Origin of the sequence: Saccharothrix carnea (assembly GCF_003014735.1) — a bacterium.
Taxonomy (GTDB): domain Bacteria; phylum Actinomycetota; class Actinomycetes; order Mycobacteriales; family Pseudonocardiaceae; genus Actinosynnema; species Actinosynnema carneum.
The window spans coordinates 103,787-126,287 of record NZ_PYAX01000016.1; the positions used below are offsets into that span (position 1 = coordinate 103,787).

At 70.3% G+C, this 22,501-nt stretch carries 14 protein-coding genes and 1 pseudogene; 7 read left to right on the forward strand and 8 right to left on the reverse strand.

Annotated elements, in window-relative coordinates:
- Nucleotides 1–101: 101 nt before the first annotated feature.
- Together B0I31_RS33535 and B0I31_RS33540 are read left to right on the forward strand one after the other, a co-directional pair.
- On the forward strand, nucleotides 102–1,205 hold the full coding sequence (locus B0I31_RS33535) for a BMP family lipoprotein (protein ID WP_245950625.1): 1,104 nt from the start codon (nucleotides 102–104) through the stop codon (nucleotides 1,203–1,205).
- A gap of 99 nt (nucleotides 1,206–1,304) precedes the next feature.
- A complete protein-coding gene (locus B0I31_RS33540) occupies nucleotides 1,305–2,351 on the forward strand; it encodes an NAD(P)-dependent alcohol dehydrogenase (protein WP_106619417.1) in 1,047 nt (348 codons plus the stop codon).
- Between the two features lie 16 nt (nucleotides 2,352–2,367).
- Here the strand turns inward: B0I31_RS33540 and fxsT are convergent, their stop codons facing one another.
- Nucleotides 2,368–4,806 (reverse strand): FxSxx-COOH system tetratricopeptide repeat protein, encoded by a 2,439-nt coding sequence (fxsT, locus tag B0I31_RS33545; RefSeq protein WP_181320664.1) that lies wholly within the window; start codon nucleotides 4,804–4,806, stop codon nucleotides 2,368–2,370.
- A 529-nt stretch (nucleotides 4,807–5,335) separates the two neighbouring features.
- Between fxsT and B0I31_RS33550 the strand changes: the two genes are divergently transcribed.
- The 5 genes from B0I31_RS33550 to B0I31_RS33570 all read left to right on the forward strand — a co-directional run bounded on the left by B0I31_RS33550 (nucleotide 5,336) and on the right by B0I31_RS33570 (nucleotide 11,305).
- A complete protein-coding gene (locus tag B0I31_RS33550; protein ID WP_245950616.1) occupies nucleotides 5,336–6,754 on the forward strand; it encodes a family 2B encapsulin nanocompartment shell protein in 1,419 nt (472 codons plus the stop codon).
- On the forward strand, nucleotides 6,751–8,157 hold the full coding sequence (locus tag B0I31_RS33555; RefSeq protein ID WP_106619419.1) for a family 2B encapsulin nanocompartment shell protein: 1,407 nt from the start codon (nucleotides 6,751–6,753) through the stop codon (nucleotides 8,155–8,157). The genes B0I31_RS33550 and B0I31_RS33555 overlap by 4 nt, the downstream gene beginning before the upstream one ends.
- A 63-nt stretch (nucleotides 8,158–8,220) precedes the next feature.
- Nucleotides 8,221–9,078: a geranyl diphosphate 2-C-methyltransferase gene (locus tag B0I31_RS33560; RefSeq protein WP_106619420.1), complete on the forward strand. Its 858-nt coding sequence runs from the start codon at nucleotides 8,221–8,223 to the stop codon at nucleotides 9,076–9,078.
- 539 nt (nucleotides 9,079–9,617) lie between these two features.
- A complete protein-coding gene (locus B0I31_RS33565; RefSeq protein ID WP_106619421.1) occupies nucleotides 9,618–10,724 on the forward strand; it encodes a family 2 encapsulin nanocompartment cargo protein terpene cyclase in 1,107 nt (368 codons plus the stop codon).
- 80 nt (nucleotides 10,725–10,804) lie between these two features.
- Nucleotides 10,805–11,305, forward strand: a complete 501-nt coding sequence (locus B0I31_RS33570) for a GNAT family N-acetyltransferase (RefSeq protein WP_106619422.1) — start codon at nucleotides 10,805–10,807, stop codon at nucleotides 11,303–11,305.
- 381 nt (nucleotides 11,306–11,686) lie between these two features.
- On the opposite strand, the pseudogene B0I31_RS43175 reads toward B0I31_RS33570, so the two are convergent.
- The 7 genes and pseudogenes from B0I31_RS43175 to B0I31_RS33610 form a co-directional block, all read right to left on the reverse strand.
- Nucleotides 11,687–11,854 (reverse strand): annotated as a pseudogene (locus B0I31_RS43175) (hypothetical protein); the annotation flags it as partial.
- A gap of 218 nt (nucleotides 11,855–12,072) precedes the next feature.
- On the reverse strand, nucleotides 12,073–12,486 hold the full coding sequence (locus B0I31_RS33580; RefSeq protein WP_106619423.1) for a hypothetical protein: 414 nt from the start codon (nucleotides 12,484–12,486) through the stop codon (nucleotides 12,073–12,075).
- 285 nt (nucleotides 12,487–12,771) lie between these two features.
- Nucleotides 12,772–15,495 carry a beta-L-arabinofuranosidase domain-containing protein gene (locus B0I31_RS33590; protein WP_245950617.1) on the reverse strand — a complete coding sequence of 908 codons (2,724 nt, stop codon included), beginning with the start codon at nucleotides 15,493–15,495 and terminating at the stop codon, nucleotides 12,772–12,774.
- A gap of 91 nt (nucleotides 15,496–15,586) precedes the next feature.
- Nucleotides 15,587–16,951 carry a CE1 family esterase gene (locus B0I31_RS33595; RefSeq protein WP_106619425.1) on the reverse strand — a complete coding sequence of 455 codons (1,365 nt, stop codon included), beginning with the start codon at nucleotides 16,949–16,951 and terminating at the stop codon, nucleotides 15,587–15,589.
- A gap of 212 nt (nucleotides 16,952–17,163) precedes the next feature.
- Nucleotides 17,164–18,441 (reverse strand): cellulose binding domain-containing protein, encoded by a 1,278-nt coding sequence (locus tag B0I31_RS33600; protein ID WP_106619426.1) that lies wholly within the window; start codon nucleotides 18,439–18,441, stop codon nucleotides 17,164–17,166.
- Nucleotides 18,442–18,515: 74 nt separating this feature from the next.
- Nucleotides 18,516–19,880: a glycoside hydrolase family 10 protein gene (locus tag B0I31_RS33605; RefSeq protein ID WP_106619427.1), complete on the reverse strand. Its 1,365-nt coding sequence runs from the start codon at nucleotides 19,878–19,880 to the stop codon at nucleotides 18,516–18,518.
- 527 nt (nucleotides 19,881–20,407) lie between these two features.
- The gene (locus B0I31_RS33610; RefSeq protein WP_106619428.1) at nucleotides 20,408–22,501 is read right to left on the reverse strand and encodes a family 43 glycosylhydrolase; all 2,094 of its coding nucleotides are present in this window, start codon (nucleotides 22,499–22,501) and stop codon (nucleotides 20,408–20,410) included.

Sequence of the window (22,501 nt, forward strand, 5' to 3'; positions counted from 1 at the left end):
GGCCATCGGGGGAGTGTCTGCTCGGACGAGCAGGGAGGGGACGAGCCGTGCGCCGTCGTACGTGCAGGACCGCTGTTGCCGCGATCGCGTTGACCAGCCTCATGGTGGTGAGCGCCTGCGCGAAGGACTCCGGCGCGGGCACCACCGGGTCGTCCGCCTCCGCCGGTGCCGCTTGTGAGTTCGCGCCGGCGCCCAGCGCGCCCGCCGGTTCCGGCAGCAGCGCCACCGACCGGCCCGTCGACGGCGAGGAGATCGACGCGAGCGGGCTGAAGATCGGCTTGGCCTACGACATCGGTGGTCGTGGTGACGCGTCGTTCAACGACCTCGCCGCCGCCGGGTTCGACCGGGTGATCAAGGACACGGGGGTGGCGAAGGAGAACACCCGCGAGCTCTCCGCCGCCCCGAACGAGGACGAGTCGGTGAAGCAGTCCCGCCTGCGCCAGCTCGCGCGCGAGGGCTTCGACCCGATCGTCGCGGTCGGGTTCGCCTACACCGAGTCGCTGCGGGTCGTGGCGCCGGAGTTCCCGGACGTCCAGTTCGGCCTGGTGGACTCGGCGGTGGAGGGCGCGGCCAACGTCACGCCGCTGGTCTTCGCCGAGCAGGAGGGCGCGTTCCTGGCCGGTGTCGTGGCCGCGTACCAGAGCAAGAAGTGCCACGTCGGTTTCGTCGGCGGCGTCGACATCCCGCTGATCCACAAGTTCGAGGCCGGTTACGTCCAGGGCGCGAAGGCCGCCGCGCCGAACATCGTGGTCGAGAAGAAGTACATCACGCCGGCCACCGACTTCACCGGCTTCCAGGACCCCGCGAAGGGCCTGGAGACCGCGAAGGGCCTGATCGAGAAGGGCGCGGACGTCCTCTACCCGGCCGCGGGCGCGTCCGGCATCGGCGTGTTCTCCGCGGTGAAGCAGGCGGGTGTGCTGGCGATCGGCTGTGACGCCGACCAGTACCACCAGCCCGCGCTCGCGGACACCAAGGACGTCATCGTCGCGTCGAGCCTCAAGCGCGTCGACGTGGCGGTCCACGACTTCGTCCGGGCCGCCGCGAGCGACGACCTCGCGTCCCTGCCGAAGGTCTTCGACCTCAAGGTGAACGGTGTCGGCTACGCCACCTCGGGCGGTCGGATCGACGCCGAGTTGCAGGGCATCCTCGAAGGGTTCAAGGCCCAGATCATCGAGGGGAAGATCAAGGTCGCGGACAAGCGGTAGAACGCCGGTGCACCCTCGACGTCCTGCTTTGATATCTCCAGGCCCGGGTCGGACAACGACCGCCCCGGTGCTGCTCCACCCCTGTGACGAAGGACGTTGATGATTTCCGCACGCGCATACACCGCGATCTCGGCCACGGACCCGCTCGTCCCCGGTGTGGTCGAACGACGTGCAGTCGGTCCGAAGGACGTGCTCGTCGAGATCGCCTGGGCCGGGATCTGCCACTCCGACATCCACACCGTCCGGGGCGACTGGGGTCCGGTGACCTACCCGCTCACGGTCGGCCACGAGATCGCCGGGACCGTCGTCCAGGTCGGGGCGGAGGTCACCGGGCACGCGGTCGGCGACCGGGTCGGAGTGGGGTGCATGGTCGACTCCTGCCGCGAGTGCGCGAACTGCCGTTCGGGCCGGGAGCAGTACTGCCTGCGCGGGTTCACCGACACCTTCAACGCGATCGACCGCGACGGCCGCGTCACCCAGGGCGGCTACTCGACCCACATCGTCGTCGACGAGCACTTCGTGCTGCGCCTCCCGGACGCCATCCCGTTCCAGAAGGCCGCACCGCTGCTGTGCGCGGGCATCACCACCTACTCGCCGCTGCGGCACTGGAACGCCGGGCCCGGCAAGAAGGTCGCCGTCGTCGGCCTGGGCGGGCTCGGCCACATGGCCGTCAAGTTCGCGCACGCGATGGGCGCCGAGGTGACCGTGCTGTCCCAGAGCCCGCGCAAGCGCGAGGACGCGCTGCGGTTCGGCGCCGACCACTACCACGCGACCGGTGACCCGGCGACCTTCGAGCGACTGGCGAACACCTTCGACCTGATCGTCAACACCGTCAGCGCGCCGCTCGACTTCGACGCCTACCTCAAGCTGCTGGCCCTCGACGGCACGATCGTGAACGTCGGCGCGCCGCCCGAGCAGGTACCGGTGACCCTGTTCACGCTCTTCGCGAACCGCCGCTCGTTCGCCGGGTCGACGATCGGCGGTATCGCCGAGACGCGGGAGATGCTCGACTTCTGCGCCGAGCACGGCATCACCCCCGAGGTCGAGGTCATCCGCGCCGCGGACGTCAACAAGGCGTGGCAGCGCGTGCTCGACGCCGACGTCCGGTACCGGTTCGTCATCGACATCGCCACCCTCGCGGACTGACGGGTCTACTGCTGCGTTACAGGCCACCGGTCAGGGCGTGCCGCAGGTTCTCCCGCGCGGTGAGCGTCGTGGGGTGGTCCGGGCCCAGCACGCGGTCGCAGTCGGCGATCACCGCGTCGAACTCCGCCACGGCCCGCTCGTGCTGCCCGACGTCCCACAGCGCCGAAGCCAGGTTGCCCCGGCACGTCAGCGTTTCCGGGTGGTCGTGGCCGAGGTCGCGTTCCAGGGTGGCGCGGGCGGCCGTCAGCAGTTCGACGGCCTCGGTGTGGTCGCCGCCTCCACCGTGGACCAGCGCGTGGTTGCTCAACGCGGTGAGGGTCAACGGGTGGGTCTCGCCGAACCGGTGCCGCGCCCGCGCCAGGGTCTCCGCCGTGCACGCCGCCGCACGCCTCAGGTCGCCCGCGGCCAGCAAGGTCGTGGCCAGGTCGTTGCGCGCGGCGAACGCGAGCGGGTGGTCCGGCCCGAGCACCCGCTCGATGTGGGCGACGACCTCGCGGTGCCGCACGGCGGCGAGCGCCACCAGCCCGGCCTCCCGGTACGCGGCGGCCAGGTTGACCTCGGAGGTGAGGGTGTCCGGGTGGTCCTCGCCGAGCACCCGCACCTTGTCCCGCGCCAACTCCTCGAAGAGCCGGACCGCCTGCCGGACCCGACCCGCGTACAGCAGCGCCGTGGCGAGGTTGTTGCGAGCCGTCAGAGTGGACAGGTGGTCTTCGCCCAGGACGCGCACGCATTCCGCCACCGCCTCGCGGCCGGCGCGCACCGCGCCCGCGAGATCACCCGAGTGCCGCAGCCCGAGCACCAGGTTCACCCGCGCTTCCAGGGTCGACGAGTGGTCGTCACCCAGGACACGCCTGCACTCGGCGAGCGCCGTCTCGTACAGGGGGAGCGCGCGCTCCAGGTTCCGCGCGAACAGGTAGGTGTTGGCCAGGTTCGTGCGGGCGACGAGCGTGAACGGGTGGTCGGGGCCGAGCACCTCCAAGGCATCGGCGAGCACGGTCTCGTGGCCCGTGATCGCCGATTCGTGGTCGCCCGCCGCGAGCCGTGCCCGCGCCAGGTTGTTCCGCAGGATGACGGTGTCGATGTCACGCGCGCTGCCGAAGGTGCCGAGCGCACGGGTGAAGTAGGCGGTGGCGGTGGCCAGGTCACCCTGGTTCTGCAGGAACAGGCCGAGGGAGTTGAGCAGGGCGGCGGTCCACGCGGTGTCGTCAGACGGGACGCCGTGGTCCAGCAGCGCGCGGACGTGCGGGTGGACGGCGTCGTACACCTGCCAGTCCTTCGGCGTCTCGTGGTCGAGCGCGATCAGCACCCCGTACAGCGATGTGGTGACGGCATGACGAGCCGCGGTGATGTCCTCGGCCCGCCGGTGCGGGTCGCCCGGGTCCGGCGTGCGGGTGACGGCCTGGACCAACCTGTGCACGCCGACCGTGTGCGGGCCGAGCCGGATCATGCTGTACGCCGCGAGCCTGCCCAGCGCGTCCGCCACGTCCACGTCGTCGCCGAGGAAGGCCCGGTGGATGCCCTCCGGCGCGTACCAGGCCAGCTCGCGCAGCACCCGGCCCGCCGCGGGGGTGTCGGCCAACCGGTCCAGGGTGACCCGCCAGACCCGCGCCATCGTCCGCTGCGCGTCGGCGCCCTCACCGGTCGCGGTGAACACCCGGGCCGGGTACCTGGCCAGCAGGTCCAGGTAGGCGGTCGGGGTGATCCGGTTCTGGGCCAGGTAGGCGCCCGCCTGCCGCACCGCCAGCGGTAACCGGCCGAGTTCCGCGCACAGCCGACGCGCACCGTCGAGGTCGGCGTCGGGCCAGTCCGCGTGCACGGTGCCGGCCAGCAGCTCTTCCGCCTCGGCGGGCCGCAGCACGTCCAGCGCCACGGTGGGGACGCCCCGCCAACCGGTGCTGCGCCTGCTGGTGATCACCACGGTGCCGGTGCGCACCCGTGCCAGCAACGCGTCCGCGTCGGTGGGGGCGGTGAGGTTGTCCAGGACCACCAGCCAGTCCCGGTGCGCCGCCAGCCACCGCACCGCCGCCTCGACCCGCTGTTCGAGCGGCGCGGTGGCCGTGTCCGGCTCGACGCCGACGGCCAGCTCGGCGAGCCCGTTGTCGAGCGCGCTCGGCGAGTCCGCGGTGATCCACCACACCAGCTCGAACCGGTCGCGGTGCAGTTCGGCGAACCGCGCGGCCAGGGTGCTCTTGCCGACGCCGCCGAGGCCGTGCACCGCGACCACCGCGACCCGGCCGGACCCGGCGACCGCGGACTCCAGCCTGGCCAACTCGTCGTCCCGACCGACGAAAACCCCGGTGGGCACCGGGATCCGGCTCGCGGGAGGGAGCGTCGGCGACCCGTCGACCACCAGGTCACCGGCGACGTGGACGAGGTCCCGCCCGGCCTGCCACACCCCGGCATGCCCCGACGCGACGCCGAACTGGATCGCCCGGCCCTCATCCCCGCCGCCCACCGGCCACCACCCCGTCCACGCCACGAGCAGGCCCCACCGCGGCCGGCTGATCAAGCACACCAGAACCCACGCCCGGCCCGACGACAACGCACTAATGCGGGTCGGACCACGACCCGCACTGGCCAGGTCACCGGCTACTCGGACCACCGCGACTCACCTGTCCACCCCTACTCGTGGTGACCGGCGGTGCGCCGTTGTCGGTCGTCACTGCTCCGCACGGGCCGCGTCTCGCGGATCTGTGAAATATCGGTGGGCGCGCACGATCACACGCGTGGGTAGTCGAATGCGACGCACCGTAGATTTCGCCTCCGGCTCTCACCGCATCGTGGTGTCAATTCACTCGCACGGCATAACCGCGGCAGGTTATCCACAGGCCTCTTTCGAGCGACTTCCCACGGTCGGAACGCGCTGCTAGCGTCGCATTCGTCGTCCTCCGAATAAGCGCCGCAGTAATGACTGACCGCGGCGCTCATTCCGCTGTGGTCGGGTGTCGGCGTGAATTTCCTCAGGATTCGGATTGGTGGTGCTCGTGACTCTCGCGCAACCGGTGGAATCGGTTCCCGACGCGTCCGAGACCAGGCTGAGCCTCGGCCCGGCCGCCGCCCGCAACCTCGCCACCACGACCAAGTCCGTGCCGCAGATGCGGGCCATCTCCTCGCGGTGGCTGCTCAAGGTGCTGCCCTGGGTCGAGGCCGAGGGCGGCACGTTCCGGGTCAACCGGCGGCTCAGCTACGAGGTCGGCGACGGCCGGGTGACGTTCACCGACACCGGCTCCGGGCCGGCCGTCATCCCGGCCGAGCTGGGCGAGCTGCCGTTGCTGCGCGGGTTCGACGAGCCGGACGTGCTGGCCGCCCTGGCCGCCCGGTTCGAGCGGCGCGACTACGAACCGGGCGACGTGGTGGTCGCGTCCGGCGGTCTGTCGGACGAGGCGTTCCTGATCGTGCACGGCAGGCTGGACCAGGTCGGCACCGGCGAGTACGGCGACCGGACCACGCTCGGCGTGCTGGCCGATGGCGACCACTTCGGCGACGACAGCCTCACCGACCCGCTCAGCACCTGGGACCTCACGGTCAAAGCCGTCACCCGGTGCACCGCGCTGGTGCTGCCGCAGCGGGGGTTCGACGAGGTGTTGGCGCAGTCGGAGGCGCTGCGCGAGCGGCTCCGGTGGTTCCAGGCGAACCGCGGCGCCCAGCGCAACGAGCACGGCGAGGCGGACGTCGCGGTGGCCTCGGGCCACGAGGGCGAACCGGACCTGCCGAGCACGTTCGTGGATTACGACCCGGCGCCGCGCGAGTACGAGCTGGAGGTCGCGCAGACGATCCTGCGGGTCCACCGGAGGGTCGCCGACCTCTACGACGAGCCGATGGACCAGACCGAGCAGCAGCTGCGGCTGACGATCGAGGCGTTGCGCGAGCGCCAGGAGCACGAACTGGTCAACAACCCGCGCATCGGGCTGCTGCACAACGCCGACCTCAAACAGCGCATCCGCACCCGCGGCGGCCCGCCCACCCCGGACGACCTGGACCACCTGCTCTCGCTGGTGTGGAAGGAACCGGGCTGCCTGCTGGCGCACCCGCGCACCATCGCGGCGATCGCGCGCGAGTGGAACCACCGGGGTCTGCACCCCGGCCCGGTCGAGATCAACGGCCACCACGTGCCCGCGTGGCGGGGCGTGCCGCTCCTGCCGTGCAACAAGATCCCGATCAGCGGGCACCACACCAGCTCGGTGCTGCTGCTGCGCACGGGCCTGGACAACCAGGGCGTGATCGGCCTGCACCAGACCGGCCTGCCGGACGAGTACCGGCCGGGGCTGACCGTGAAGGACATGGGCACCGACGCCAAGGCGATCACCTCCTACCTGGTCAGCGCCTACTTCTCCGCCGCCGTGCTGGTGCCGGACGCGCTCGCGGTCCTGGAGCAGGTCGAGATCGGGCGGGAGGAGGCATGACCGCCGTCGAACCGGCCGAGTCCGTCGAGCGGGCCGAGCACCGCCTGAGCCTGGGCACCGAGGCCGCCCGGGTGCTGGCGACCACGACCAAGACCCGGCCGCAGACGCAGGCGATCACGCCGCGGTGGCTGCTGCGCCGCTTGCCGTGGGTGGAGGCGGCGGGCGGTACGTACCGGGTCAACCGGCGCCGCACCTACGAGGCCGGCCACGAACGGGTCGCGTGCACGGCGCTGAGCGGGCGGTTCCGGGTCGTGCCCGAGACGCTGGCCGAGCTGCCGCCGCTGCGCGACTGCGACGACGAGGACGTGCTGAGCGCCCTGGCGGACCGGTTCGAGCAGCGCCGGTACGAGCCGGGTGCCATCGTCGCCGGCGCGGGCGAGGCGACCGACCACCTGGTCGTGGTGGCACACGGCCGGGTGTCGCAGCTGGCCGCGGGCGAGTACGGCGACCCGGTCGTGGTCGACGTCCTGGCGGACGGCGAGTGCCTGGGCACCGAGGTCCTGACCGGCGCGCCGGGCACCGCGCGGTACACCGCGAAAGCCCTCACCCCCGTCATCGCGCTCACCTTGTCGTGGCAGGCGGTGGCCGACCTGCTCGACGCCTCGCCGAGCCTGCGCGCGCACGTCGAGCGCAACCGCGACCGTCCGCTGCCGCCGCGCAACAAGAAGGGCGAGGCGGAGATCGCGGTGGCGTCGGGTCACACGGGCGAGCCGGAGCTGCCGAGCACGTTCGTCGACTACGACCCGGCGCCACGCGAGTACGGGTTGGAGGTCGCGCAGACGGTGCTGCGCGTGCACACCAGGGTGGCCGACCTCTACAACGAGCCGATGGACCAGACCGAGCAGCAGCTGCGGCTGACCATCGAGGCGTTGCGGGAGCGGCAGGAGCACGACCTGGTCAACGACCCGCGCATCGGGCTGCTGCACAACGTCCACCCGAGCCAGCGCATCCACGCCCGCAGCGGCCCACCCACCCCCGACGATCTGGACAACCTGCTGAGCCGGCGGCGCAAGACGCGCCTGTTCCTGGCCCACCCGCGCACGATCGCGGCGATCGGCCGCGAGTGCACCCGCCAAGGGCTCGACCCCGGCACGGTCGAGGTGGACGGCGGTGTCCGCCACCTGTCGTGGCGCGGGGTCCCGGTGCTGCCGTGCGACAAGATCCCGATCAGCCGCCGCGGCACCAGTGCCGTCCTCGCGCTGCGCACCGGCGAGGCCGACGAAGGCGTCATCGGCCTGCACCAGACGGGGCTGCCGAACGAAGTCGAACCGGGGCTGACCGTGCAGCCCATGGGCACCGACGCGAAAGCGATCACCTCCTACCTCGTCACGGCCTACTACTCGGTCGCCGTACTCGTCCCGGACGCCTTGGGCGTGCTCGACGACGTCGAAATCCTCCGCTGAGAACCGCTCCGGGCACGCGCACCCACCGCCACCCGGAAGAACACCCCCTAAGGAGAACCACATATGACGACCACCGCCGCATCCTCCGTCCTGCGCACCGACTACCAGCGGTCCATCGCGGACTACTGGAACAACGAGCAGGACCCGGTGAACATCAAGCTGGGGGAGGTCGACGGGATCTACCACCACCACTACGGGCTCGGTGCGTACGACAAGTCGGTGCTGTCCGGTCCCGAGGAGACCCGCGACGAGCGCGTGATCGCCGAGCTGCACCGGTTGGAGAGCGCCCAGGCCGACGTCCTGCTCGACTACCTCGGCCCGATCCGGCCGGAGGACCGGCTGCTGGACGGCGGTTCCGGTCGCGGCGGCACCAGCCTGATGGCCAACCAGCGGTTCGGGTGCCGGGTGGACGGCGTGACGATCTCGCAGAAGCAGGTCGACTTCGCCAACGCCCAGGCCGCCCGGTGGGGCGTGGCGGACAAGGTGCGGTTCCACTTCAAGAACATGCTCGACACGGGGTTCGAGACCGGTGACTTCTCGGCCGTCTGGACCAACGAGACGACGATGTACGTCGACCTCTTCGACCTGTTCGGCGAGTTCTCCCGGCTCCTGCGCCACGGCGGCCGGTACGTGTGCATCACCGGTTGCTACAACGACGTGACCGGTGGGCGCTCCAAGGCCGTGAGCCAGATCGACGAGCGCTACACGTGCAGCGTCCACGCGCGCAGCGAGTACTTCAAGGCCCTCACCGCGAACAACCTCGTGCCGATCGAGGTGGTCGACCTGACGCCGCAGACCATCCCGTACTGGGAGCTGCGCGAGCAGTCGTCGGTGGCGACGGGCGTCGAGAAGTCGTTCCTGACGGCGTACCGGGAGGGCAGCTTCCACTACCTGCTGATCGTCGCGGACCGGGTGCGATGACCACCGCGCCGCCCCCAGTGCCGACCGGACGGATCCCACGCGGCCCGTCCCTGCCACCAGGCCTGCTCCCCACCGGCACGGAACCCGCCGCCCCAACACCCGCTGCCTCGGTACCTACCGCTCCGAGCAAGACGGCCACCCCGGTGTCGGGCGCCGCAACGGCAGCCGTGCCGGGCACACCAAGCGGAGTGTCCAAGTCGGTGTCGGGCGCTCGGAGCGTGGGAGCCGGGCCGGTGACGGGCGCGCCGAGCGGGGCGGCCCGGCCGGTGTCGGGCAGGTCGAGCGGAGCAGCCGCAGCAGTGCCGGGCAGGTCGAGCGGAGCGGGTGGACCAGCGCGGGGCGGACCATCCGGCGCGAGCCTGTCCGCCCTGCCGGAGCCGGGCACGGCCGGACCTGGCGGCGCGGCCCCATCCCTACCGTCCGATCTGCGCCCGCCGGGGGTCGGCACCTCCCGTCCTGCCGGCGCCGCCCCCTCCGCACCACCGGATCTGCGCGAACCGGGAGTCGGTGCTTCCAGGCCGGCCGGCGCGGTTCCGAGTGTGCCGTCAGGGCTTGGCACGTCCGCGGCCCGGCTGGCGGCCCAGTTCGCGGCGGGGCTCGTCGAGGCCGCCGAGACCGCCGACCGGGCACCGGTTTCCCCTACCTCCAGTCCCGGCTACGTGGAGCGGGAGTGGGGTGATGGGACGGCGTCACCGGTCTACGTGCCCATGGTGGAGCGGATCGACGACGCGCTCGCCGACGAGGTCGACGACCGGCTGGTGCGGTGGGGTGAGGAGTGCGGCTTCCGGGGCGAAGAGCTCGACCAGCTCCGCAAGGCCGGCTTCGGGCGGTTGGCGATGCTCACCCACACCGACACCGAAGACCCCGAGCAACTGCTGATCGCGGCACGGCTCAACGCCGCGTGGTGGGCCGCCGACGACCTGTACGCCGACAACACCGACATGGGCGCCACCCCCGCCGAACTGCCGCCGCGCCTGGCGCTGGCGATGGTGGCGATGGACCCGGTCGCGCCCGCCGGCGAGTTCGACGAGCCGCTGGAGGAGGCGTTGCGCGCCGAGCCGGTGCTGGTGGCGCTGCGGTCCGCCGTCGAGCACCTGGAACGCGCCGGCACCCCGGCCCAGGTGCAGCGGATCTGCTACTCCACGTTCACCATGTTCGTCAGCTGGAACACCTACGCGGCCTGGCGGTACACCGGCGAGTACCCGCCCGCCTGGAAGTACCTCGCCACCCGGCAGCACGACACCTTCGCCACGTCGATGACGCTGGTGGACCCAGTCGGCGGCTACGAAGTGCCCGCCAACCTCTACTACGACCCTCGCGTGCGCCGCGCCATCACCCAGGCCGGGACGGCGTCCGTGCTGGTCAACGACCTGCTGTCGGTGGCGAAGGACGCCGCCGACGTCAACCCCGTCGTCAACATGGTCCTGCAGATCGCGGCGGACCGGAACTGCTCGATCGAGGAGGCGACCGAGGCCACCGTGGCACTGCACAACAAGTTCGTCCACGACTTCGAGGAGTTGCACGAGAGCCTGAGCGCCGTGCCGTCGCCGGAACTCCAGCGGTTCCTGCGCGGCCTGCGCGCCTGGATGGGCGGCGGTTTCGAGTGGCACAACACCAACCCGCGCTACCGGACCGCCCGCTCCTGACCTGGAGTGCTAGGGGGTGTATCGAAAGTGGATCAAGGTACTCGTTCTGGCCCTGGCATGTGTCATGCGATGCTCGCGTCATGACTGATCAACGCGAGGTTGCCATCGTCCGCTGGCCAGGTCAGACCCCTTCCGCCCAGGATGGACTGGCAGATCTGCTGGCGGCCTACCATCTGCAGACGCAGGCCGAGAAGGGTGAGGCCGTCGCCGGTGTGGGTGGGTTGCCGGACCGCTACCGGGTAGAGATCGCGGATCCGCAAGCCGTGTTCGAAGACGATGTCGTGCTGCTGGCGTTGAGCGGGGACACCGCGGTGGGCTGCCTGGTGGTGACCGCCTCTGTCGACGGACAGTCCGAGGTCAAGAGGCTCTGGACGGACCCGGCGTTCCGGGGGCAAGGCATCGCGTCCAGCCTGGTCAGCGCCGCGCTTGTGCATGCTGCGGAAAGCGGCGTCAGCGCGGTGCGGCTGTCGGTGTGGAAGTGGCGGGCAGGCGCGATCGCCCTGTACGAGCGCCTCGGATTCACCGTCACCGAGTCGTGGGACGAGCGGGACCAGCTGGTCTGCATGGAACGAGCCGTGTGAGTGGTCACAGCCATTCATTGATGGCCGCGACGAGGACGGTCGCCTCGTAGCGGACCGCAAGCTTGTCATAGCGCGTCGCCACAGCGCGGTGCTTCTGGCGCTGCTCGCCGGCCAGGTGCAGCTTGGTGGTCCGGCCGCCGCGCGAGCGTCCAAGCCCGTGATCGTCGGGCTCGGCGGCAATGCCTCCGGGCGGCTGCTTCTGCAGGTCCCCTTTTTCCGCGCCCCGGCGGCATGCTGGTGAGCGCGCACAACGGTGGAGTCGACGTTGATGTCCCAGGTGATCAGGTCCTTCGCGTCCGCCCGGGCCTGTAGTTGGGTGACGATCCGCTGCCAGACGCCGTTTCGCTGCCAACGGCGGAACAGGTCGTACACCCGGCCCCACGGCCCATACTCCTCGGGTACGTCCCGCCAGGGGATGCCGGTGCGGACCCGGAACCGTATGCCGTCGACCCACCTACCCCGCACCGCCCGCACCGAACTGCATCGCCTGCTCACCCCGCTGGACGAGGAATCCCGCCGGCGAACCTTGCCAAACCCGCACTCGACCACCCCAGGCCACTGGTGGCGCCGAAGACTGTACGACCGCGACTAGACCTCAATGCTCTGACCTGCACCTTCGCGAGTCACCAGTTCCACGATCGGGTGATCATGCTCCCGACTTCAAAGAACACGGTGTTATTATTCAACTGAAACGTCGGGAGAAACAACAAGGCCCGCCTCGACCGGCCGCATGCCCGCCACGGGAAGGGCCTCGCGAGCGTCCGGGTTCAGCCGAAGTCCAGCCGGCGCCGCCCGCCATGGGCGACATCGTCCCACCAGGCGCCGGCCGACTCGGCAGCTGCGGCCTCGATCGCCTCGATCCGGTGCGGGCCGTCGCGCACGTGGACGCGGACGGCGGTGGCCGCCTCGTGGACCCTGGCGGCGCCGAGGCCCGCCGGCACGGCGAGGGTGGTCCTGGTGATGATGGCCCCGGTCGTCCGGTGCTGTCCGGCGGCTGGCTGCGGTGGCCGAGTGCGGTGGCTGCGTGCGGTGGCCGCGTGCGTCGGCTGAGTGCGGTGGCCGAGTGCGCTGGCCGACTGCGCGCTGGCACGGGTGAGGGCGCGGGCCCGTTGGGTCAGCTGCATCGTGCGGTCGTCGACCTGCCGGGCCCAGTGGTGGTCGGGTGCGGTGCGGTCCTGCACGGGGGTCGGCCGAGTCGGCGGTCACGGGCATCGGTTGCGGCCGCGGTGGATCGTCCTGGCGCGGGGGCGGCAGGTGCTGGGTGCGTTGACGCCACGGTGGGCACGGGAGTGGTGGGCGCGAGAACGGCGGTTGAGGCGCGGGAGCGGCGGGTGTGGCGGCGGTGGGCGGGGCGGTGGGTGCGGGAGTGGTGGGTGGGTGCGGGAGTGGTGGGTGGGGTAGTGGGTGGGTTTGGGCGGCGTCGCACCCGGGGGAGCGGGTGCGACGCCGGGGGTGGGTGGGGGTGGTCAGATGAAGCGCCAGAGGTGGTCGGTGGTGCCGTTGTCGTCGTACAGCACGACCTGTGTGCCGCGGGCGGTGGAGGCGTTGGTTAGGCCTAGGACTCGGCCGCCGTTGGCGCACTGGATGCGGAAGTAGCCGTTGGTGCCGTGGCGCAGGCGCCACTTGTGGTCGGTGGTGCCGTTGTCGGACCACTGGAGCACTCGGGCGTTGTTGGCGTTGGCGCCGTTCTCGACGCCGAGGACCTTGCCGCTGTGCGAGTTGCGCAGCCGGAAGTAGCCGTCGGGGTCGAGAACTGCGGTCCACAAGTGGTCGGCGGTGCCGTTGTCGTCCCACTGCACGACCAGCCCACCATCCGAAGTGGACATGTCTTGCACGCCGAGAACCAAGCCACTGGCACGGTTCTGCACGCGGCGGGTGCCGGTCGGTACGAAGCGCCACCGGTTGTCGGCCGAGCCGTTGTCCGAGTCCTGCACGGCCTGCGCGCCCTGGGCCGTCGAGGCGTTCAGGATGCCCAGCACCTTGCCGCTGTTGGCGTTGCGCAGCTTGTGGGTGCCGTCACCGTGGTCGACCACGGTCCAGCGGTGGTCGGCCGTGCCGGTGTCGCCCCACTGCAGGACGCGGGCGTTGTCGGCGGTGGACATGTTCTCGACGCCCAGCACCTTGCCGCTGTGCGAGTTGCGCAGCCGGACGTCGCTCCCGTCCACCACGATCTGCCAGTTGTGGTCGGCGGTCCCGGTGTCGCCCCACTGCACGGCCGGCCCACCATCCGAAGTGGACATGTCCTGCACGCCGAGCACCAGGCCGCTCGCGGCGTTGAACAACCGGTAGGAGGCTTCCGAGCCGCCCCCGCCACCGGCGGTGGTCCAGTAGACGGTGTAGTTGAAGCCGTGGGCGTCGTGGAACGGGCCGAGGTTGACCGTCGCACCATCGGCCTGCGCGGTGAACGCCAGCGACGACGTGCTGGTGCGGGTGATGGAGCCGACGTTGAGCGCGGGCGGCCGGGACAGGGCGGTGTTGCCGTAGTTGCCCGCCAGGACCGCCGGTCCGTAGCTGATCGCGGCGACGGCGGGGTTGTCGTTGGCGGCCTGCATGATCACCCGCATGGGCAGGCGCAGGGTCACCGCGTCACCGGGAGCCCACGACCTGGTCAACGAGGCGTAGCTGCCGGGAGTCGCGGTGACGCCCTGGGCGACGCCGTTGACGCTGACGGTGGCACCGGTGGTCCACGCGGGGATGCGCAGGCGCATCGTCCACGACCCCTCCACGCTGCCGCTGACCGTGATGGTGGTGGTGTCGGACGCCGGGTAGGTCGTGGTCTGGGTGACCGTGATGCCCCGCTCCGACCAGGTCAGCACGGACGGCGCGTAGAGGTTCACCGTGAGCGTGGTGCCGCTGCGGAAGTAGATCGAGTTGGCCAGGGACGTGTTGACCTCCAGGGCGGTGCCCTGGCAGCACCAGAACGTGGTGTAGTCGGTGCTCCAGTTGCCGCCGCCCCACGCGGGCCCGGTGTTGCCGCGCCGGTGGCCGGGGTTGAGGCCGGTGAAGTAGCAGATGTGGCCGTGCGGGTCGGCGGTGTTCTGCTGGCCGATGAGGTGGTTGATGAGCGCGCGCTCGTAGAAGTCGAAGTACGCCGCGTTGTCCGGTTGCAGCAGCCACAGCTCGCGGGTCAGCTTGAGCATGTTGTAGCTGTTGCACGCCTCGGCGGTGTCGGTGTTGAGGTAGGAGGCGATGGCGTTGGGCGCGCGGAAGTGCTCGGCCTGGCTGTTGCCGCCGATCGCGTACGTGTGCGCGCCGACGGTGATGTTCCACGCGTTGGACGCGATGTCGCGGTAGCGGGTGGTGCCGGTGGCCTTGTACTCGCGCGCCGCGCCGATCCACTTGGCCACCTGGGTGTTGGCGTGCAGGCCGTTGAGCCGGTCCTGGTTCGCGGCCAACGGGTCGAACACGGCCGCGTGGTCGAACCGCTGGGCGGTCGCGAGCCACCGGGCGTCCCCGGTCTGCTGGTACAGGTCGGTCAGCACGGCGTTCATGCCGCCGAACTCCGTGCCCAGCACGCGCTGCATCTGGCTGTAGGACAGCCTGGCCGTGCGCCAGTCGACCCAGCCCGCGAACCGCAGCAGCACGTCGCGCGCCTGGGTGTTGCCGATGTGGCGCCACACGTCCAGCAGACCGGCCAACGTCTTGTGCAGCGCGTAGTACGACACCGACTTGGGGCTGCCCGCCTCCATCGAGTCGAAGTCGGACTCGGGGAAACCGGACAGGTAGCCGGTGTTGAAGCCCGCTGCCGCGTTGTTCGCCTGGCACTTCGCCAGCTCGGCGACCATGAGGTTCGCCCTGTCGCGGCACGTGGTGTCGCCCAGCACGGCCCACGCCTGCGCCCACGCGCTGAGGAAGTGACCCTGGCTGTGGGTGCGGAAGGGGAAGTTCGGCGCCTCCCACCCGCCGAGTGCCGCCGCGCCGTTGGTGGACAGCCGGTGGTTGGCCCGGAAGTTGTAGAGCAACCGGTTCACGTCCACGAAGCGCAGGTAGGTCAACGTGCGGTTCTGGTTGTCCAGCCAACGCCCGGAGGTCAGCCGGACCTGGCTCAGGTCGAACGGGTGGGCCGCTACCCCGATGTCCCCGCGGACCGGCGGAACGGAGGCGGCGTGTGCCGTTCCGACGATCAGGGACGGTGCGGTGGTCGCGACGGCGGCGACCCCGGCGGCTTGCAGCAGTCTGCGTCGGCTCAACGATGAGGACGACATGGCACTCCTGTCGTGGGCCGCCCCGGGCGTCGCGAGTCGTACGAGCCCGGGGCGGCGTGGTCGGTCCTCGGTGCCCTCAGCCGGTCGTGCAGGTGTTGCCGTTGAGGGTGAACGAGGCGGGTGCGGCGGTGTTGCCGGTGTGGTTCGCCTGGAAGCCGATGGTGACCGAGGCGTTCGGGGCGAGGTTGGCGTTGTAGGAGACGTTCCGGGCGGTCACCTGACCGGAGGTCGGGGAGTAGGTGGCGTTCCAGCCGGAGGTGATGGTCTGGCCACCTGGCAGCGTGAACACCAACGACCAGCCGTTGACCGGGGTGGTGCCGGTGTTGGTGACGGTGATGCTCGACGTCAGGCCGGTGTTCCAGGCGTTGACGGTGTCGGTGACGCGGCAGGTCGTGCCGGGCACCGAGGTCGTCGTCGTTGTCGTGCTGGTGGTCGTGGTGGTCGTGGTGGTCGTCGTTGTGGTGGTGGTGGTGGTTGTCGTCGTCGTGGGGCCGGTGCCCGCGAACTGGTTGACGAACTTCCACACCTCGGCCGACGTCCAGGTCCGACCGCCGTCTTCGCACGCGCACCCGTCGACCGGAGCCGGGGTGTGGCCGTTGTCGAACGCCGCCCACACGACCGGGTACCCGGCACGGCAGCCGCTGTAGGTCGTGACCACGTGGGACAGGCTGCCCTGGCGGGGCTCCGGCGGGTTCTGCGCGGTGCAGCCGTTGTTGCGCACGAACGTGTCGCGCATCGTCCGACCCTGGGAGATGTTGAGCACGTTGTCGGTGAGACCGTGCAACCCCATGTAGGCGATGGGCTGGGTGCCGCCGTTGCACCCGCTGAGCAGTCCGCCCGCGTAGACCACGACCGCGCGGAACGTGGTGGCGCGGGCGCAGGCCACCGCGTACGACATCGCGCCGCCGTAGCTGAAGCCGCCGGCGAAGCGCTGGGTGGTGTCGATGCACAGGGCGGCGTCGAGCTGCCGGAGCAGGTCGTCGACGAAGGTCAGGTCACGGCCATTGGTGTTCGCCCAGCCGTTGCTGATGCCCTGCGGTGCGACGAAGATCATGGAGTTGTTCGCCGCGTCCGCTTGCTTGCGCAACCCGTAGTAGGACCAGTTGTACCCGGAGCCACCTCCCGAGTCGACGTCGTTGGCCGTCCCGTTGAGCCAGTGGAAGCCGACGAACAGCCGGTACTGGCGGTTGGGGTCGTAGTTCGCGGGCACCCGCAGGATGTAGGTGCGGTTCTGGCCGCCGCTGGTGATCGTGTGCGTGCCGCTGGCCAGACCGGGCGCCTTGCCGCACCCGGCCGTGGCGGCTGCGGCGCCGACCTGGTCGGCCTGCGTGCCGCCGAGCGCGACGCCGCCCGCTCCCAGTAGGAACAGGGCACCGGCCGCCGCGGCGGCTATCAGGGACCTGCGCCGGGACGTGGCGCGGCCCGCGTGTTGGTGGAACATCGTTGTCCCTTTCGTTGTCGGATGAGTCTGCCCCGTCATGTTCACGCTCACAAGTGCTTCCACCCTGGTTTCAGGGAGGTTGCACCATTAGATGGAACTGCGGTAGTTAGCGATAACATTGGATGGCGGAGTTGGCGGGAGACGACGAACGGCCGCCTGCGCACGCGGGTGACGCGTGCCCGTGGCGGCCGTTGCCCTCGGTGTTGTCCGAGTCAGAAGTTCTTCGTGGACACCGTCCAGGGCGCCTTGGCCGCCAGCCCGGAGGGGCTGAGGATGTAGGTGCGCGCTGCCTGGTTGCCGTTGAGCACCATGTCGAGGAACTGCACGACCGTCGTCATGCCGTCGCTCAGCTGGCTGCCGGTGATGAAGCCACCGTGACCGGCCTGCGGGTGGCGGGCCAGCACGGACGGGACGGTGGCCAGGTCGTAGGTGGCCTGGTTGTTGGCGTAGGCGACGTCGGAGGGGCCGCCGTCCATGAACAGGGCGGGCGTGTGCAGCTCGCGGACCTCGGAGCGCGGGTAGCCGAAAGAACCATCGGCGAAGAACCCGCTGTTCAACGAGACGACCGCGGACACGCGGCCGTCCTGGCCCGCGACCATGGCCTCCAGGCCGCCGCACGAGTGGCCCGCGGTGGCCACCTTGGTCAGGTCCAGGCGCTGGCGCAGCGGCGCTCCGGAGCGGTTCTGCTCCCGCTCGGCCCACGTGATCGCGTCCGTCAGCAGGGAGGGGATCGGAGATCCGCTCGGCACGCCGTTGGGAGAGCCGTCGACGGAGCCGGTGTCCACCACGACGAAGCCCTTCGACGCGATGAACGTCAGGATCCGGGTGACCTCGCTGTTGTCCGTGTGCGCGCACGCGCCGTTCCCGAACGCCAGCACGGGCAGCGGCCGGTCGACCGCCTGCGGGTTCGCCGGGCGGAACACGGTGTAGCGGTTGTCGCCGTACGCGCCTTCCCGGGTGACGGGGAAGTTGTTCTCGATCAACGGACGGCCCGGTTGAGGCGTCGTGGTCGTGGTCGTCGTCGCGGTGGTGGTGGTGGTGGTGGTCGTCGTCGTCGTCGTGGTCGTCGATCCCGTGCACACGGTGCCGTTGAGGGTGAACACAGACGGAGGCGTCGAGCGGGCGCCGGACGCGGCGTTGAAGCCGAACGACACCGTCGCACCGGTGGCCATGGAGCCGTTCCACGGTGCGTTGACGGCGGTGACCTGGGCGCCGGACTGGGTGTGCGACCCGTTCCACCACTGCGTGATCCGCTCGTCACCCGAGAACGACCACGACAACCGCCACCCGCTCACGGGGTCGCCGAGGTTCGTCACGACCACGTTGGCACCGAACCCGCCCGGCCACTGGGAGGCGATGGCGTAGTCGACCCGGCAACCGGCTGCGGCCGATGCGGACTGCGACCCGAGCAGGGCCGCGGTGGTCGCGGCGAGGGCGACGGCGGACACCAGCGCGGCCGACCGTGACGCGGGGGAGTGGTTCCTGCGCATGGGATTGCTCCTTCCCGGCTCATCCGGTTCGAGGGGTGGGAGGACCCGGGGCGCCGGGCCCTCCCACCGCGTGCTCAGCCGACCTGGCAGGAGACGCTGGGCCAGTTCCAGTTGCCCCCGTGCTGGACGGTGAAGCCGAACGTGTTGCCGTTGCCGTTGGGGCGGGCCACCATCACGTTGGCCGAAGGCCACGTCGCGGTGGTGTTCCAGGTGGCGATGATCCGCTGCGGCGAACTGACGGTGACCGTGACGACCCAGTTGTTCGTGCCCGAGACGGTGACCTCGCCGTTGAAGCGGTCGTTCCACTTCTGGCCTTCGCGGTACGTCGCGGTGCAGCCGCCGGGGTTCTGCGGCGTGGTCGTCGTGGTCGGGCCGGTCGGGTCGGTGGTGCTGGTCGGCGTGGTCGGGACGGTGCTCGAAGCGTTGTTCAGCACGTTGAGGACCGACGTGTAGGCGGCCTTCTTGTTGCCCGAGCCGTCGAACAGCAGCGGGGTGCCGGAGGCGCGCCACGAGTCGGTGTCGCGGATGCCCCAGACGGTGATGCCGGTGCAGCGCGTCACCGAGAGGCAGGCCTGCACGACGCCCTGGTACTGCTGCGCCTGCGTGGAGCCGGAGCCCTCGATGTCGAGCTCGGTGATCTGCACGTCCACGCCCAGGTTGGCGAAGTTCTGCAGGGTGGTGTGGTAGTTGGAGGGAACGGGGTTGCCGCTGTTGAAGTGCGCCTGGAAGCCGACGCAGTCGATCGGCACGCCGCGGGACTTGAAGTCCTGCACCATCCGGTAGACGCCCTGGGTCTTGGCGTGCGACCAGTTGTCGGTGTTGTAGTCGTTGTAGCAGAGCTTGGCACCCGGGTCGGCGGCGCGGGCGGCGCGGAACGCGGCCTCGATCCAGTCGTTGCCGGTGCGCTGGAGGTTGGAGTCACGGCGTCCGCCGCTGCTGCCGTCGGCGAACGCCTCGTTCACCACGTCCCAGGCGTAGATCTTGCCGCGGTAGTAGCTGGCGACCTGGGTGACGTGGTTCAGCATCGCGTTGCGCAGCGCGGTGCCGGACATGTTCTGCATCCAGCCGGGCTGCTGCGAGTGCCAGGCCAGGGCGTGCCCGCGGACCCGCTTGCCCTGGTTGCGCGCCTGGTTGACGATCCGGTCCGCGTTGCCGTAGCTGAACTGGCCCTGGCTCGGCTCCGTGGCGTCCATCTTCATCTCGTTCTCGGCCGTGACCATGTCGAACTCACGGTTGAGAATCCCGACGTACGTGGAGTCGCTCAGCTTGTTGGCCGCGACCGCGGTGCCGAAGTAGCGGCCGCTCTGCTGTGCCGCCGCGGCGAGGGTCGAGGCGGCGCCACTGGCGGGTGACGCCACGAGGACCGCGGCGCCCGCGGCGGCGGCGACCAAGGTGGACACGAGCGCGGCTCGTGCGACTGACTTCGATGTCAGCGTCATGTTCGGCGCTTTCTGAGGAGCACCCGCGAAGAGCACGGGTGGGGACGGATGGGGTGGGAGCGGTCGATGGTCCGCTCGTGTGGGTGGCCTGGAATGCCTGGCAGCCACACGCTGTTCGGTTCGAAACGTTAAGCAGTATTAACCGAAACAGTTTGGGCAATCAAGGCCACCCTGACCCGCTCATCCGCCGAGGTTTACATCCGTGAACCGATGCGAATCGGTTAAGTGTGATCTTGGAGTTGGGGTGAACGTGCTGGTGAAAGGCCCAATAGTGCTGCTGGGGACGGTGGGGGCGTCGAGGTCTTGAAGTGGGGTGCGCCGAGGTATTCTTTCGCAAAAATTCGAAACAATATTCGCAAATTTCGAGTGCGCGCACCGGCCTTCTTCGCCGGGTGTTGAGCCGTTCGGTCGAATACCGTGCGCCCGCTCGCCGCGGAAGTTCGGGAGCAGGCCGAATCGGCGGCGGTCCCGGCGGACTCGCGTCGTGCCGGGACCGCCGCCGTCTGCGGTTGTCGCTGGAGCGGCGGTCAGGGAGTGGTCAGGTCGAACTCGCGCACGGTGACGGAGCCGCCCAGTGCCTGGGTGGCGTGGTTGAAGATGCCGAAGCGGTAGCCCATGAAGAACTGCCAGGCGTTGTTGAGGGTGAAAGACGGCCCGAGCGCGGTGAAGTTGGTGCCGTCCGTGCTGTAGGAGAAGCGGGCGACGCGGTTGGACCCCGGTTGGATGTCGGCGTTGACCCGCAGCCAGATCCGGCCGCCGCTGACGGCCGCGCTCGCGGCCTCGGTGCCGGTGCTGGTGGTGCGCCAACTGCTGTCCATCGCCAGCCCGGTGGTCATGGACACGCGGGTCTGGCCGTTCTCGCGCTTCACCCCGATCCAGGCCGAGGACTGGCGCAGCATGGCCAGGCCGGACCGGTCGCCGTCGCGCATCGCGCTGTAGTCCAGTTCGACGGTGGCGGTCGACGTCGGCCCCTGGATGCGGTGGGTCAGCGTGTTGCGGGCGGCGTAGAGGTCGTTGGTGACGGTGGCCGTCTGCAACGTCAGCCCGTTGTTCACCGAGTACCGGCTGGTGTCCGGGTCGTGGTTCCACTCCCACTGCGGGCCGAGCGCCGTCCCCGCGAACGTGTCGGACCCGGTGAGCGGTTTGACCGGTCGGGTCGGCAGCGGCGAGGGGTAGTTGACGCCCCACCGGCCGTTGACCGTCTGCAGGGTCGGCCACCCGTCCGCGGTCCACGTGATCGGCGCGAGCGCCGGGACGCGACCGCCCGGGTAGGCGTCCACGAACGACATGTAGTACCAGGACCCGTTCTGGGTCTGGACCAGGCCGCCCTGGTGCGGCACGCCGCCACCGGGGATCGGGCCCGGCAGGTCGAGCAGCACCTGCCTCAGGGTGTACGGGCCGAACGGGTTGCTCGCCTTGAGGACGTACTGGCCGTTCGCGGGTCGGGTCAGCCAGATGTAGTAGCTGCCGTTGCGCTTGTAGAACCGCGCGCCTTCCAGCGTGCCGATGTTCGACGGCGTCTGGAACACCTGCTGCGCGCGGACCTGGGTGCGGCCGTCCGCGGAGAGCTGGGCGACGCTGATCGTGCCGTTGCCGTACGCGACGTACATCGTGTCGTTGTCGTCGATCAGCATGCCCGCGTCGTAGTAGCAGTTGTCGAGCTGGGCGTGCCGGTTCCAGGGCCCCTCGACGCTGCTCGCGGTGTAGATGTAGGTGTCGTTGAAGTCGATGCACCCGGCCCAGTAGTAGGTGCGGTTGCTCGGCCGGTACTGCAGCGTCGACGCCCAGATGCCGTTGACGTAGGCCCGCTGCCCGTTGGTGAGGTCGTACTTCGTGCCGAAGTCCAGGGAGGGCACGGAGTGGCCGGCGAACTCCCAGTTGACCAGGTCGTAGGAGCGCAGGATCGGCGCGCCGGGGGAGTAGTGCATGGTGGAGGCGGTCATGTAGTACGCGTCACCGACCCGGATGACCTCGACGTCGGCGAAGTCCTGCCACACCAAGGGGTTGGTGAACTGGCCACTCGGTGGGGGCGTGGTGGTGGTCGGCGGCGTGCCGACGCGGACGAGCTGCCACTGCTGGTTGGCGCCGCCCCAGTCGCTGTACTGCACGATCTGGGCCCCATCGGTGGTCGCGGCGTTCTGGACCTCGACCGCCTTGTTGCTGTTGCGGTTGACCAGCCGGACGTGGCCGCCATCGGAGTCGGCCAGCCGGAACTGCTGGTTGGTGCCGTTGCCATCGGCCCACTGGACGATCGCGCCGCCATCGGCGGTGGAGAAGTTGTGGACGTCGAGCACCTTGCCCGAGTGGCGGGACTTGAGCCGGTAGTAGCCGCCGCCGGAGTCGACGAACTGCCACTGCTGGTTCGCGCCGTCGTTGCGGGCCCACTGGGTGATGCGGCCGCCGTCGGCGGTGGAGAGGTTGTAGACGTCCAGCGCCTTGCCGCTGTTGCGGTTGACCAGCACGTACCAGGCGTTGGTGTCGACGGTGGCGGCGGAACTGGTCGCCGAGCCGAAGACGACCATCACACCGCCGAGCACGACCGCGGCCATGACCGCGGCCATCCTCGACACCCGGCCACGTCTGCGCGCCGAGCGCCGCGGGAGTTGATCGGGGACGGACAT